At 70.2% G+C, this 12,609-nt stretch carries 16 protein-coding genes; 7 read left to right on the top strand and 9 right to left on the bottom strand.

All coding sequences use genetic code 11. The annotated features are described in order from the left end of the window. Nucleotides 1–307: 307 nt before the first annotated feature. Nucleotides 308–760, bottom strand: a complete 453-nt coding sequence (locus Q1K57_RS12570) for a VOC family protein (protein WP_300083194.1) — start codon at nucleotides 758–760, stop codon at nucleotides 308–310. A 65-nt stretch (nucleotides 761–825) separates the two neighbouring features. On the opposite strand from Q1K57_RS12570, the gene Q1K57_RS12565 reads away from it, so the two are divergent. Next, a complete protein-coding gene (locus tag Q1K57_RS12565) occupies nucleotides 826–1,461 on the top strand; it encodes a TetR/AcrR family transcriptional regulator (RefSeq protein ID WP_300083192.1) in 636 nt (211 codons plus the stop codon). Between the two features lie 75 nt (nucleotides 1,462–1,536). Here the strand turns inward: Q1K57_RS12565 and Q1K57_RS12560 are convergent, their stop codons facing one another. Continuing rightward, entirely contained in the window at nucleotides 1,537–2,256 is a 720-nt protein-coding gene (locus Q1K57_RS12560) for a helix-turn-helix domain-containing protein (protein WP_300083190.1), read from the bottom strand. 51 nt (nucleotides 2,257–2,307) lie between these two features. Between Q1K57_RS12560 and Q1K57_RS12555 the strand changes: the two genes are divergently transcribed. Beyond that, nucleotides 2,308–3,189: an ABC transporter ATP-binding protein gene (locus Q1K57_RS12555; protein WP_300083188.1), complete on the top strand. Its 882-nt coding sequence runs from the start codon at nucleotides 2,308–2,310 to the stop codon at nucleotides 3,187–3,189. Beyond that, entirely contained in the window at nucleotides 3,186–3,956 is a 771-nt protein-coding gene (locus Q1K57_RS12550; RefSeq protein WP_300083186.1) for an ABC transporter permease, read from the top strand. Before Q1K57_RS12555 ends, Q1K57_RS12550 begins: the two co-directional genes overlap by 4 nt. A gap of 3 nt (nucleotides 3,957–3,959) precedes the next feature. Here the strand turns inward: Q1K57_RS12550 and Q1K57_RS12545 are convergent, their stop codons facing one another. From Q1K57_RS12545 to Q1K57_RS12530, 4 genes are all read right to left on the bottom strand, one after another. Further along, entirely contained in the window at nucleotides 3,960–4,364 is a 405-nt protein-coding gene (locus tag Q1K57_RS12545; RefSeq protein WP_300083184.1) for a hypothetical protein, read from the bottom strand. A gap of 11 nt (nucleotides 4,365–4,375) precedes the next feature. Continuing rightward, entirely contained in the window at nucleotides 4,376–4,702 is a 327-nt protein-coding gene (locus Q1K57_RS12540) for a hypothetical protein (protein ID WP_300083182.1), read from the bottom strand. Then, nucleotides 4,689–5,033: a helix-turn-helix transcriptional regulator gene (locus tag Q1K57_RS12535; protein WP_300083180.1), complete on the bottom strand. Its 345-nt coding sequence runs from the start codon at nucleotides 5,031–5,033 to the stop codon at nucleotides 4,689–4,691. Before Q1K57_RS12535 ends, Q1K57_RS12540 begins: the two co-directional genes overlap by 14 nt. A 94-nt stretch (nucleotides 5,034–5,127) precedes the next feature. Continuing rightward, nucleotides 5,128–5,991, bottom strand: coding sequence for a glycerophosphodiester phosphodiesterase family protein (locus tag Q1K57_RS12530; protein WP_300083178.1), 864 nt, complete (start codon nucleotides 5,989–5,991; stop codon nucleotides 5,128–5,130). A 127-nt stretch (nucleotides 5,992–6,118) separates the two neighbouring features. Between Q1K57_RS12530 and Q1K57_RS12525 the strand changes: the two genes are divergently transcribed. The 3 genes from Q1K57_RS12525 to Q1K57_RS12515 all read left to right on the top strand — a co-directional run bounded on the left by Q1K57_RS12525 (nucleotide 6,119) and on the right by Q1K57_RS12515 (nucleotide 8,461). Next, a complete protein-coding gene (locus Q1K57_RS12525) occupies nucleotides 6,119–7,813 on the top strand; it encodes a fumarate hydratase (protein ID WP_300083176.1) in 1,695 nt (564 codons plus the stop codon). A gap of 76 nt (nucleotides 7,814–7,889) precedes the next feature. Continuing rightward, the gene (locus tag Q1K57_RS12520) at nucleotides 7,890–8,153 is read left to right on the top strand and encodes a hypothetical protein (protein ID WP_300083174.1); all 264 of its coding nucleotides are present in this window, start codon (nucleotides 7,890–7,892) and stop codon (nucleotides 8,151–8,153) included. Beyond that, nucleotides 8,150–8,461: a dihydrofolate reductase family protein gene (locus Q1K57_RS12515; protein ID WP_300083172.1), complete on the top strand. Its 312-nt coding sequence runs from the start codon at nucleotides 8,150–8,152 to the stop codon at nucleotides 8,459–8,461. Before Q1K57_RS12520 ends, Q1K57_RS12515 begins: the two co-directional genes overlap by 4 nt. A gap of 3 nt (nucleotides 8,462–8,464) precedes the next feature. Here the strand turns inward: Q1K57_RS12515 and Q1K57_RS12510 are convergent, their stop codons facing one another. The 3 genes from Q1K57_RS12510 to Q1K57_RS12500 are packed head-to-tail and all read right to left on the bottom strand — an operon-like array spanning nucleotide 8,465 to nucleotide 11,008. Then, nucleotides 8,465–9,337, bottom strand: coding sequence for an alpha/beta fold hydrolase (locus Q1K57_RS12510; protein ID WP_300083170.1), 873 nt, complete (start codon nucleotides 9,335–9,337; stop codon nucleotides 8,465–8,467). Between the two features lie 43 nt (nucleotides 9,338–9,380). After that, nucleotides 9,381–10,385, bottom strand: a complete 1,005-nt coding sequence (locus tag Q1K57_RS12505) for an acyl-CoA thioester hydrolase/BAAT C-terminal domain-containing protein (RefSeq protein WP_300083168.1) — start codon at nucleotides 10,383–10,385, stop codon at nucleotides 9,381–9,383. Beyond that, nucleotides 10,382–11,008, bottom strand: coding sequence for a hypothetical protein (locus Q1K57_RS12500; RefSeq protein WP_300083167.1), 627 nt, complete (start codon nucleotides 11,006–11,008; stop codon nucleotides 10,382–10,384). Before Q1K57_RS12500 ends, Q1K57_RS12505 begins: the two co-directional genes overlap by 4 nt. Nucleotides 11,009–11,091: 83 nt before the next feature. On the opposite strand from Q1K57_RS12500, the gene Q1K57_RS12495 reads away from it, so the two are divergent. Next, nucleotides 11,092–12,531, top strand: coding sequence for a ferredoxin reductase family protein (locus tag Q1K57_RS12495; protein ID WP_300083165.1), 1,440 nt, complete (start codon nucleotides 11,092–11,094; stop codon nucleotides 12,529–12,531). Nucleotides 12,532–12,609: the final 78 nt, after the last annotated feature.

The following is a 12,609-nucleotide window of genomic DNA, read 5'->3' as shown; positions in this document are numbered from 1 at the left end:
CGGCAACAGATGCCCCGCCAACGACTCCACGTCCAACACGTCCCGCTGGGGACTCGACCCGCCCTGCACACCCCAACAATTCCAGCCCGACAACCCATCAGTGCCACAGGCACGCGGACGGATTGTTCAGCAGACTCCTAGAGCGTCGCCTGGGCGCCGACGACTACCGGGCGCTCCAGCGCATCCTCGCGGTGATCCTCACGACTCATTCGCCCTGATCCGGTTCCGGACGGCCACCGTGCCGACCCGGAAGCTGTCATCGGCGAGGGCGCCGGAGCGATCGCGGTAAGGCCGCCCGTAGCGCGAGTCAGTCCCAAGCGCCGGGCGCCGGCGTCCTGCCCGCGCGGGGTTCGTGCCCCATGTCGAGGCCGTGACCCTCGCGGGTGTAGAGGTGGTGCTCGATGCCGTCGGGGTCGGAGAAGATGAGCATCCAGCCTTGGGTCGCGGTGATGGTGGGCGAGTGGGGGATGCCCAACTTGTCCAGGTGTGCCGCCCAGGCCTCGATGTCGGACAGGCCCTCCACCGACCAGACTGCGAGGTTGAACCCGCGGACGCCGGCCGCCTGCTCGGGCGCCTCGCGCAGGGCGATGCCGCAGTCGGCGTCCGGGAGCTCGAGAGCGACGCCGCGGATGACGCCGTCCTCGATGTCCGGGAACTCGAGCACCGGCTCGGCCCCGAAGACCCGCCGGTACCAGCGCACGGACTCGCGCAGTTCCGTCGTCGGCAGCTTCAGGACCTTGACCCCTGCGAGTGTCGGCATGATGCGCTCCTCCCGTTGCGCTATATTTGATGCAGTAAGACTGCATCTAAAAGGGAAGGGTGTCAATGGGCACGCGCGCCTACCGCTCGGAGCGTCGCGAGGCGGATGCCGCCGCCACGCGCGCCGCGATCCGGGATGCAGCGAGCCGCCTCTTCGTGGCGCAGGGGTACGCGGCCACGACGCTCAGGGACGTGGCGCGCGAGGCGGGCGTCGGGGAGCGGACGGTCTATGCCGCCTTCGCCTCCAAGTTCGACCTCTACCATCACGCCCTCGACGTGGCGACCGTGGGCGACGAGGAGCCGGTGCCGGTGCGCGACCGCCCCGAGGTCGCCGCGGCGCTCGAGGTGCCGGACCCCCGCGCGTCCCTCGCCGCGGGCATCGACTACGGTGTCGCCCTCTTCGAGCGGGCCGGTGACCTCATCTGGGTGGGCATCCAGGCGGAGGGTGCCGACCCACAGGTGCGCGCGTTGGCTGAGGGCGGCAGCCGCGAGACCCGGGCGGTCATGCTCCGGACTGCGGTCGACCTGGCCGAGCGCCGTGCCCTCCGTCCCGGGTTGGGCGCCCACGAGGCTGCGGACGTCCTCTTCTCGCTCTCGTCGCCGCACGTGTTCCACCTGTTGCGCCGCGTCTGCGGCTGGTCGGCCCAGGCCTATCGCGCCTGGCTGCAGCGGACGCTGGCCGACCAACTCCTCGGTGAATGAGCCGGCTCCTCGGGGACTGGGCCGGCGGGCTGGCGTCGGGGCCCGCTGTCGAGCCGCTCGCTTGGGGTCCGAGCGCTACTCGGCGGCTGAGGGCAGCCCGGCGAGGAGGGCGGCCACGCTGAAGGCGTACTGCTGCTCGACCCATGAGTCGTCCGCACCGGTGGTGTTGACGAACTCGCCCGAGGCGGTCAGCGCGGCCACGTCGGGGCAGGACGCCGCGAGCGCGCCGACGAACGGGGCGAGGGCGTCCGGATCGATCGCCTCGGTGGGCTCGGCGGCCATGCTGCGCTCGACATCGGCGTAGAACGCCGCCAGGCCCGACAGCGCCAGGACGGTGGCTAGCTTCTCGGGGGCCGTGAGGGGGAGCCCGTCCAGTGCCCGCAGCGCCAGGTCGGTCATCCGGGCAGAGTTCGGCATCATCGCCGAGGTGGACGCGCGGGGCACCTCCGCCAGCCATGGATGGGCGCGGTGGGCGTCGCGCACGGCGTCCGCCCAGCGGCGCAAGCCGGAGGCGCCCTCCCCGCGCTCGACCTTGAGGTCGGGGAGCGCCACGGCCGCGTCCGCCATGAGGAGCAGCAGCTCGGCCTTCGTGGACACGTAGCGGTACAGCGCCATCGTGGTGAAGCCGAGCCGCTGGGCGACGCGCGCCATGGTGACCGCGCCAAGGCCCTGGTCGTCGGCCACCTCGATCGCGGCCGCCGTGATCGCCGCGTGGCTGAGCCTGCGCGCGGGTCCCCGCGCTGAGGCGTCCGTGAGGCACCAGGCGATCGTCACCACGCGCGGCAGGCCGTTCATCGCCCCAGCCTACTGTGTACAACGCATACAGCAACGCTGTACCGTCTGCGTATGACATACACAGAAGTGCCGACGATTGAAATCGAGGGGCTCACGAAACGCTTCGGCGTCGAGCGCGTGCTCGACGCCCTCGACCTTCGGCTCGTCCCCGGCGTCACGGCGCTACTCGGCCGCAACGGTGCCGGCAAGACGACGCTGGTGCGCATCCTCGCGACTCTGCTCGCCCCGGATTCAGGCCGTGCGCGCGTCTGCGGCTACGACGTGATCACGAACGCCGCCGCCGTCCGCCGTCGCATCGGCGTGACGGGGCAGTTTGCCGCGGTCGACGGCGTCCTCACCGGTCGGGAGAACCTTGAGCTCGTCGGTCGCCTGTGGGGGCTGGGGCATCGAGCGCGGGCACGAGCCGACGAGTTGCTCGAGCGCTTCGCCCTCGACCCGGCCGCCGACCGTCGCGCCGCCAACTACAGCGGCGGTATGCGCCGGCGCCTCGATCTCGCGATGACCCTGCTCACCACGCCGGCGGTGGTCTTCCTCGACGAACCCACCACGGGGTTGGACGCCTCGAGTCGCCTCGCGCTCTGGGAGGATATCCGTCGGCTCGCAGGCGGTGGGACGATCGTGCTGCTCACCACACAGGACCTGGACGAGGCCGACGCCTTGGCCGGCCGCGTGGTCGTGCTGCACGGCGGACGGGTGGTGGCCGACGACGCCCCCGGCCGCCTCAAGGCGCGCGCGTGGGCACCCACCACGTCGACGTCCTCGATGAGCGGGGGGTGCCGGTCCGCTCGGTCGCGACCGGGCCGACGGCGTCCGAGCTCGCTACCACCTTGGCCGCGCTGCCGGCCGGACGCCATCGTCGGCATTCGGCACCCCACGCTGGACGAGGTCTTCCTCGAGCTCACCGCCGCCAACGACCACCGGGTGGCAACGTGAGCGCCGGGGTGGGCGCCCTGCGCGCGGGCGCGCTGTTCGCCGGACGCAGCCTGCGCCACGCGGCCCGCGACGTCGAGTCGCTGCTCGTGGCGATCATGCTGCCGGCGCTGGTGACCGTCATGTTCACCGTCGTGTTCTCCGGCATCGTCGACGTTGGCGGGGACTATCTCAGCTACGTCGCGGCCGGCGTCGTGCTGCTGTGCGCCGGGTTCGGTGCCGCATCCGCCGCGGTCGGAGTCGCGCGCGATCTGGAGGCGGGCTTCCTCGACCGGCTGCGGACGCTGCCCATCGCCAGCGCGACGGTGCTGGCCGGCCACACGATCGCGAGCCTGCTGCGCAACCTGCTGGCCACGGCGGTGGTGCTGGGGGTGGCGATGGCCCTGGGCTATCGGCCGAGCGCGAGCCTCGGGGGCTGGGCGGCTGCCGTCGGACTGATCGGGCTGTGGATCCTCGCCATCACGAGCGTCTACGTGCTCGTCGGTCTGCTGACCTCCTCGCCTAACGCGGCCAGCGGCTACGGGTTCGCGCTGCTGTTCCTGCCGTACGTGTCCAGCGCGTTCGCGCCGGTGGACAGTCTGCCTGGCTGGCTGCAGCCCTTCGCCCGACATCAACCACTGACGCCGCTCATCGAGTCGCTGCGCTCCCTGCTCTCCGGGGGTGCTGCTCCGGACGCCTCCCGCGCCGTCGCCTGGTGCCTGGGCATCACGGCGTTGGCCACCGTCTCGATCGCCGTCAGCTTCCCACGGCGCTCGACCCGTGCTCGGTAAGACCTACCCGATCGGCCGACCCTCGCCCGCGACCGCCCTCAGCCGCCGGTTCAACAGGGCGCGGACGCCCCACCCCACCAACAGCCCGATCAGCGCGAAGACCCCGTAGATGACCGCGTAGGGGAGGGCCGAGTCGTTGAGGAGCAGGTAGACCGCAGGCACGAGGGCGGCCGCCGCAAGCGCCGGAAACACCCAGGCGAACCCGTGGCGGTAGCCGACGAAGGCCCCGACCGCCAGGGTCACGGCCGGGTTCAGCCCGACGAGGCACGAGAAGATGACGCCCTTGTCGGCGGTCGTGTCTTCGGGGGCGCTCCAGCGGGCGATCGCCCCCCACACGCTGGGAACGACAGTGTAGAAGGCGGCGAGCCCAGCGGCCCAGGGCCAGGTCTTGCGGAGTTGGGTGAGCATGGTCGTTCCTTTCAGAGACCGAGGAAGGTGAGGTAGAAGACCAGCCAGATCGCGAACAGCACGAGGAGTCCGAGCCCGACGAAGCCGACGACAACGGCCGGCCGGAAGCGCGGGGTGTGCGCCTCCTCGATGGGCCGTTGGACGTCCTCGGCTCCACCCATGCGTCCGAGGGCGGCGGCGACGGCGTCCGCCTCGGATGCGCCCTTTGCCCGCTCGTCGGCGAAGGCCTCCATGAGGTGGTCGACGATCTCCTCGGCGGCAGCCCTCCGTTCGCTGCGGTCGTCGATGCCGGCGCTCGCGCGGTGGGCGTAGGCACGGAACGGTTCAGGCACGTCCACGGCTCTCTCCTCCCACGATCCGGCCGACCGCGGACGCGAAGGCCGACCATTCCGATGCCCGGGACGCCAGCGCCGTCCGTCCGCCGGGGGTGATTTGGTAGTACTTGCGCCTGCGGGCCCCACCCGAGGCGTCCCAGTAGCTGCTGACCAGACGGTCGCGCTCGAGCCCGTGCAGCACGGGGTACAAGGTGCCCTCGGCGAAGGTGAAGGCACCGTCGGTGCGGTCCTGGATGGCCTTGATGAGCTCGTAGCCGTAGGTGTCGCCCTCGGCGACCAGTTGCAGGACAAGGAGGGGCAGGGTCCCCTTGACGAGCTCCTTGTCGAACGCCACGCCGGCTCCCCTCGGTCACAGATGCATTGACTTACGATGCATAGTAGTTCGAGGTATTGGGTCGGCCATCATCCCGTGGGCGGATCTGCGCCGGTCAGCGGCCACGCACCTCGCGGAGGTCACGCAGGAGCCACGGCAGCTCGGTCTGGACGGCGTCCACGCCGAGCTCGAGGAGGCGCGACCACGCGGCGGACGGGCTTTGCAGGACGCAGCGTTCGTCGTCGTAGCCGCCGAATAGGGGGATGCCCGTGGTGAGGGTCTCGGAGTTGACCCACACCATGAGGTCGCGGTCGTGGATGGCGGCGATGGTGTCCGGGTCGAACCACACGTTGTTCTCGTCGTGCGCGATGAGTTCGACGCCGACGATGTTGAGGTCGTGGTCGCTCAGGGGCAGGCCGTCGAGCTCGTCCAGGCTGGAGCAGATGGCGAGGACGGGGTACGGCGTCCGGTGCTGACGCAGTGCGTTCATGGCCGCCGTCTCCCACGACGGCACCTTGAGCAGCAGCTGCGACGGCATCCGCAGGCCGTCGAGGACGCGCAACAGCGTCGGCCAGCGCCACCACGACCGGTCGAGGGCGAACAGCGCGGGCGCGCCACGGAACTCGGCCAGGATCGCGACCAGCCGTTCCACGTGCGCGCGGCGTCCGGGCCTGTTCTTCCAGTGATAGGTGAGTTCGGCGATGTCCGCGGCCGACATCGACTGGATGTTGCGGTCGACCCCCAGCAGCTCGGGTTCGGTGCCGTCGTGGAAGGCGTAGAAGATGTTGTCGACGGACGCCGACACGTCGATCTTCACGATGTCGGCCCCGGAGTGGAGGGCGGCGCGCACGGACGCCGCCGTGTTGGGGGGGATCGTGCCGACCGCCACCCCGCCGTGGGAGACGACGAGGGGTCGGTTGACGTGGGCCATGCTGTTGAGCAGTCCGTTGATGCTGGCGTGAGCCTGCGTCCCGAACACGTGAACCTCCTTGTCACGTTCTGACGATGCGAGCGACCCGAGCGAACCCAGTCTAGTCGCCTCCCGAAATCCCCGAGTGTCGGGCTCAGGTGAGAGGATGAATCAGAACCCGCACGCAGGAGGAACCATGGCCGAATTCCGCTACTCCGACATGCTGCCCATCGGGCACGACCAGACCCCCTACCGACTGGTGACGACCGAGGGCATCGAAACGCTGGAGGGCCCAGACGGGCGCACCTTCCTGAAGGTGGCCCCGTCCGTGCTGGAGACGCTCGCCGAGACCGCGATGCACGACATCGCCCACTACCTGCGGCCGGCGCACCTCGCCCAGCTGCGGAAGATCATGGACGACCCCGAGGCGTCCGACAACGACAAGTTCGTGGCGCTCGATCTGCTGAAGAACGCCAACATCGCCGCCGGCGGCGTCCTGCCCATGTGCCAGGACACGGGCACGGCCATTGTCATGGGCAAGCGCGGCCAGCACGTGCTCACCGAGGGCACCGACGAAATGCCCTTGTCGAAGGGCGTCTTCGACGCCTACACGCGGCTCAACCTGCGCTACAGCCAGAACGCGCCGATCACGATGTGGGAGGAGAAGAACACCGGCTCGAACCTGCCCGCGCAGATCGAGCTGTACGCCGACACCGAGCCCGGCCACGAGACCACCTACAAGTTCCTGTTCATGGCCAAGGGCGGCGGCTCGGCCAACAAGAGTTACCTGTTCCAGGAGACGAAGGCCGTGCTCAACGAGGCGGCGATGATGCGGTTCCTGGACGAGAAGCTGCGCGGCCTGGGCACGGCCGCGTGCCCGCCGTACCACCTGGCGATCGTCGTGGGTGGCACGTCGGCGGAGTTCGCACTCAAGACGGCCAAGTACGCCTCGGCCAAGTACCTCGACACGCTGCCCACGTCGGGCGATATGAGCGCCCACGGGTTCCGTGACGTCGAGATGGAGGAGAAGGTCCTCAAGCTCACGCAGGAGTTCGGCATCGGCGCGCAATTCGGCGGAAAGTACTTCTGCCACGACGTGCGGGTCATCCGGTTGCCGCGCCACGGCGCGTCCCTGCCGGTCGCGATCGCTGTGTCGTGTTCGGCCGACCGTCAGTGCGTCGCGAAGATCACGCCCGAGGGAGCGTACATCGAGCAACTCGAGACCGAGCCCGGCCAATACTTGCCCGACGTGGTCGACGAGGAACTGGACGCCGAGGCGCATGGTGTCTCGGGCACGGGCAAGGGCGCGGCGGTCAAGATCGACCTGCGCCAGCCGATGCCCGACATCCTGGCCGAGCTGACCAAGCACCCGGTGAAGACACGGCTCTCGCTGACGGGCACGGTCGTCGTGGCGCGCGACATCGCGCACGCCAAGATCAAGGAGCGCCTGGACGCCGGCGAGGAGATGCCGCAGTACCTCAAGGACCATCCCGTCTACTACGCTGGGCCCGCGAAGACGCCGGAGGGCATGGCGTCCGGCTCGTTCGGCCCGACGACGGCGGGGCGCATGGACTCCTACGTCGAGCAGTTCCAGGCCGCCGGTGGGTCGATGATCATGCTGGCGAAGGGTAATCGGAGCCAGCAGGTCACCGACGCCTGCGCCACCCACGGCGGCTTCTACCTCGGCTCGATCGGAGGCCCCGCCGCGCGGCTGGCGCAGGACTGCATCACATCCGTCGAGGTGCTGGAGTACCCCGAGTTGGGCATGGAGGCGGTCTGGAAGATCGAGGTGAAGGACTTCCCGGCGTTCATCGTGGTCGACGACAAGGGCAACGACTTCTTCGCCGACGTCACCAAGCCGGCCCTGCTGCACGTGCAGAAGAGGAGCTGACGCCCGGCCCGACCAGCTGGAGGGTGCGCACCGGCGTGGCACCGGAAACGTCGGAGGCACCTGCCACCGTGGATCCATGAGCACGATCTACTGCACGGCCACGAGTCTCGACGGCTTCATCGCCGACCCCGATCACAGCCTCACCTGGCTCTTCGACACGCTCAATGCGGAGAACGACCCCGGTGGGAGGTACGGGGACACCGACACGCTCGACTTCGATCGTTTCGCGGCAGGAGTGGGGGCGGTCGTGTGTGGCGCGTCCACGTTCGAGTGGGTGCGCGATCATGCAGGTTCCGATGTACCGTTCGTCAACCCGTTCGGGCATCCCGCTGGGTGGTGAGCCTTCGGCAACTCGACGTGCCCGAGGGCGTCCAGGTGTTCTCGGGGAACGTGGCCGAGCTTCACCCGCTGCTGGTCGAAGCGGCCGGTGACAAGGATGTCTGGATCGTCGGGGGTGGTGATCTGGCGGGTCAGTTCGCGGACGCCGGCTTGCTCGACATCGTGTGGGTGCACGTGACGCCGGTCGTCCTGGGGGAGGGCGCCCCGCTGCTGCCTCGCCGGTTGCGGCTGCATCGGGAGCACGTCGAGCGCGACGGCCAGTTCACGGCGATGAAGTTCACCGTTGTGGGTCCCGAGCCACGGGGGTGAACCTCAGGCGCGGCGCAGGAACCGGTCCACCTGGTCGATGTAGGCCGGGCGGTCCATGAAGTAGCCGCCGCAGTGATCGGCACCCTCGAACGTGATCAGCTCGCAGGCCGGGCCGGCGGCGTCCGCGAGGTGGCGGGCGTGGTCGTAGGGAATGACGCGATCGTTTGTGCCGTGCATGAGAAGGATCGGGCGCGGGGCGAGGTCGGCGATCACGTCGAGGGGGCGCACCTGGCCGTAGCCGTAGCCGTAACGCAGTTGATTGACGAGGTCCGCCAGCGGCAGCAGCGGGGTGGGGAGACGGTAGCGCCGGAACGCGTTGGCGACGACGTCGCCCATGGTGGCGAAGGGCGAGTCGAGCATGAACGCGGCGACGCGCGGATCGGTCGCACCCTCGAGGATCGCCGTGGCCGCCCCCATCGAGAAGGCCACGACGGCGATCTTCGCGTCCGGACGCCGCTGGCGCGCCAGGTCGATCGCGGCGCGGAGGTCGAGTTGCTCGTGGTGGGAGAGCGACTGCGGCCCGTCGCCGGATTCGCCGTTGCCGCGGAAGTCGAACAGGATCACCGTGTGCCCCGCGCGCCACAGCCCGGTCCCGAGGCCGAGGCAGTCCGACTTCGAGCCGCGATGCCCGTGGGCGCAGACGATGACGAGATCGGAGTCGGGTCGGTCCAGCCACCATCCGGCCAACCGGACGCCGTCGGCGGCGGTGAACCGGAGGTCCTCGAAGTCGGCGCGGGTCTCGAACGGGGTGAACGCGTAGTCGAGCCCCGGACGCCGCGGCGCGTTCAGGCTCCAACCGGTGAAGACCGCCACGCCCAAGGCGCCCAGTCCTGCGCCCGTGGCGAGTGCCGTGAATACTGCGGTGGATCGACGCATGCGCACCTCAGCAGCCTAGGCCGCCGCCAGCCCCACAGGTGCGTCAGGCGTGCCACGCCGCGAGCGCGGCGTCCAGAATGGCGTCGCTGTCTGTGCCGGCCGTTGCGTTCGCCGCTGGGGCGCCGCCGAGGGCGAGGCCGTTCGCCCAACCCTCGTGGTCACCGAACAGGTGACCCGCGCCGGGGTACACGTGGGCCTCGGTCCGCGGCGGATCCACCGCACCCAGAGCGTTCGCTGCCACGTCGCCCGGCCACATGGCGTCGTCGTCGCCGGCGAAGGCCAGCAGGTGCCCCGTCAACTCCAGCGGGATGCGCGCCTCGGCAGCGTTCGGGTCGGACGCCGCCGCGGTCGCATACAGCTCCCGCAAGGGCATGGGGTAGTTGAAGAGCATCGCTGCGAACATGGCCGCTGTCGCCGACGGCGCGGCCCGCTGCGTCGACACGTAGGGCAGCGGCTCCCCGCGGAACGTCCACGACGACGCGGGCCGGCTGAGGTCCAGGCCCTGCCACACGTACTCGGTGGGCGTGTACACCACCACGTTGTCGATCTCCGGATAGCGCGCCTGCAGGGCCAGCGCCAACTCGGCGCCCTTCGACGTGCCGAGCACGGTCAGCGGACCGTCCGGCACGTGCTGCGCCCGCCACGCGAGCACCTCGTCGAAGAAGTCCAGCGGCACCTCGGACAGGAGGGGCTTCTGGTTCGCCTGCCCGAAGAAGAACAGGCTCAGCACCTCGTACCCCTGGCCCGCGAGCCGCACGGCGCGCGAGTAATCGGGCCCCCCGTCGGAGCCGCCCCACAGCACCACGAGGCCACGGTGGGTGACGGCGTCCGGGTGCAGGTGGAAGCCGTTGAGGTAGTCGCCCGTCAGGCGCTCCACCGTCATGCCTGGCTGGGACAAGGAGTAACGCGAGGCGTCCTTCAAGTCGCCGGTGAGCGATTCGGGGGTCGGGTAGCGCAGACCGTTGACGAGCCGCACCGCGAACACGAGCACCACCAGCACCACGACCACCGCGAGCGCGCGCAGCAGGAAGCGGCCGAGACGCTTCACGACGAGACCTCGATGTCGCCCGCCCCCGTGGTCAGGTCGACCGGGACGCCGTCGCTCGCCTTCGTCACGTCCGCGTCCACGTCCACGTCACCGACGCCGGCCGACGTCGTCACGGCGTACCCACCCGCCGGGAGCGACACGTCGATGTCGCCGGTGCCGGTGCGCACGCGGAGCGGCGCCCCGCTGCCCTTGACGGACACGTCGCCCGCGCCGGTGACGACGGTCACCTCACCCAGGTCGCCGGACAGCGTCACGTCGCCGGCCCCGCCCTCGGCGTGGACCACGGTTCCGACCGGCACGGTCACTTCGAGGTCCACCGAGCACAGCGTCCCGAGCGGGCAGACGCCCGTGCTGTCGATGGTGAGCGTCGCGGAGTCGCCGGTCACCGGCGCCGCCTCGGACCGCTGCAGTTTCTGCTTCACCGTGATGTCGGACGCCTCCGCGCGCGCCCGCACGGTCACGTCACCCTGGGAGCTCGTGATGCGGAGCGTCTCCGCGGCGGACACGGTCACGGAGCTCATGTGGGCGAACAAGCCGCCGCCGTTGAAGTACTGCACGCCGAAGAAGAGGGCCACCGCAAGGGCGAGAACTCCAGCCACGATGAAAAGGGGGCGTCGTGCCATGAGTCCAACATAGCCCGGCTCTTCTGGGACAACCAGAAGGCGAGCCACAGCTTGCGCACAGGTTCGCCCCCGAACCTCGAACCATGACCGCCACATTGCCCCACCGCGCACCCGCCGCACCGGTGTCGTCCCCCCAGGACGTCCGCGGGCGCCTCGCCCGGCGTTTCGCCGCGCAGCACCGCCGCCGCTCGTTCGCGCGTGACCTCCTCTACGTCGCCGCTTGGACCTCCATCGCCCTCCCGATCGGGTTCTGGCTGCACGACGGCGGCTGGGCCGACATGACGGCGTCCGTGAGCGGGCTCATGACCGGGCTCGGCATCCTGTGCGGGCTGATCGCCACGTCGGCGATGGTCATCATGCTGTGGCTGTCGGCGCGCGTACCGTTCATCGACCTCACCATCGGCCATGACAAGGCCCTGGAGATCCACAAGTCCCTCGGTCAGTGGACGTTCGGCGGGCTCGTCCTGCACGGGCTCTATCTCGTCACGGGCTATGCGCTCGCCGACCAGGTGTCGTGGCTCAACGAGTTCGCGAGCCTGTGGGGCGTGGGCGACTTCGTGCTCGCCGTGGTGGCGATCGTGCTGCTGGCGGCCGTGGCGGTGTCGTCGATCGCAGCGGCCAAGCGCAAGCTGGGCCACGAGGTGTGGCAGGGAATCCACCTCACGACCTATGCGGCGATCCTGGCCGCGGTGCCCCACCAGTTCTCGATGAGCGGCCTGTTCTCCGAGGGACCCGCACGCTGGTACTGGCTCGCCCTGTGGGCGGCCACCTTCTTCGTGATGCTCGCGTGGCGCGTGCTCCTGCCGATCTTCGCGTCGCTCGAGCACGGGGTGCGCGTCAGCCGCGTCACCTGGGTGACCCCCGACACCGTCGCCATCGAGATGACCGGACGCCGCATCGCCGCCCTGGGTGCCCGCCCCGGCCAGTTCATGCACTTCCGCTTCCTGCAGTCGGGACTGTGGTGGCACCAGCACCCGTTCTCGCTGTCGGCATCCCCGTCGGGCGACGTGATCCGCATCACGGTCCGCATGCTCGGCAAGGGCACCCGCCAGCTCGCCACAACCCTCAAGCCTGGCACACCGGTGCTGTTCGAAGGCCCCTACGGCGTCTTCACCGACGCCGCCCGCACGGCCCCGGACGTGGTGCTCGTCGGCGTCGGCATCGGCGTCGCGCCCACCCGTGCCCTGCTGGAGACCACCGAGTTCGCTCCCGGTCACGGCACGGTCATCCTCCGCGCCAGCAGCGATGTCGAGGTGGCGCACTTGGCCGAGTTCGAGGCCTGGTGCCGCGCCCGGGGCGCCCGCCTCGTGACGCTGACCGGACACCGCGGCGTCCGCACCGACGGGACCACCTCCTGGCTGCCGGCACCGCACGCCGAGCTCACCCTCGCGGACCTCGCGCCGCTGGCCGACGCGGACGTGTACATTTGCGGGCCGGAGGGAGCAACCGGCCTTGTCCTCGCCGATGCGAAGGCGGCCGGGCTCCCCGCCGACCGGATCCACCATGAGGCTTTCGACTGGTGAGATCCCCCCGCCTGCGGGCCCGGACAGGGGTGGCCGGGCCCGCAGGCTTCTTCTTGCGCGGCAGAATGGTGCCGACGA

Origin of the sequence: Propioniciclava sp. (genome assembly GCF_029977985.1) — a bacterium.
Taxonomy (GTDB): Bacteria; Actinomycetota; Actinomycetes; order Propionibacteriales; family Propionibacteriaceae; genus Propioniciclava.
Note: the sequence above shows the minus strand (reverse complement) of the source record. Positions and strands in the feature narration are given on the sequence as shown.

Excerpts from the sequence above, each read along its gene's own strand:
- Q1K57_RS12570 (WP_300083194.1), bottom strand. The coding sequence starts at position 760 with ATGCCGACACTCGCAGGGGTCAAGGTCCTGAAGCTGCCGACGACGGAA.
- Q1K57_RS12565 (WP_300083192.1), top strand. The coding sequence starts at position 826 with ATGGGCACGCGCGCCTACCGCTCGGAGCGTCGCGAGGCGGATGCCGCC.
- Q1K57_RS12560 (WP_300083190.1), bottom strand. The coding sequence starts at position 2,256 with ATGAACGGCCTGCCGCGCGTGGTGACGATCGCCTGGTGCCTCACGGAC.
- Q1K57_RS12555 (WP_300083188.1), top strand. The coding sequence starts at position 2,308 with ATGACATACACAGAAGTGCCGACGATTGAAATCGAGGGGCTCACGAAA.
- Q1K57_RS12545 (WP_300083184.1), bottom strand. The coding sequence starts at position 4,364 with ATGCTCACCCAACTCCGCAAGACCTGGCCCTGGGCCGCTGGGCTCGCC.
- Q1K57_RS12525 (WP_300083176.1), top strand. The coding sequence starts at position 6,119 with ATGGCCGAATTCCGCTACTCCGACATGCTGCCCATCGGGCACGACCAG.
- Q1K57_RS12520 (WP_300083174.1), top strand. The coding sequence starts at position 7,890 with ATGAGCACGATCTACTGCACGGCCACGAGTCTCGACGGCTTCATCGCC.
- Q1K57_RS12510 (WP_300083170.1), bottom strand. The coding sequence starts at position 9,337 with ATGCGTCGATCCACCGCAGTATTCACGGCACTCGCCACGGGCGCAGGA.
- Q1K57_RS12500 (WP_300083167.1), bottom strand. The coding sequence starts at position 11,008 with ATGGCACGACGCCCCCTTTTCATCGTGGCTGGAGTTCTCGCCCTTGCG.
- Q1K57_RS12495 (WP_300083165.1), top strand. The coding sequence starts at position 11,092 with ATGACCGCCACATTGCCCCACCGCGCACCCGCCGCACCGGTGTCGTCC.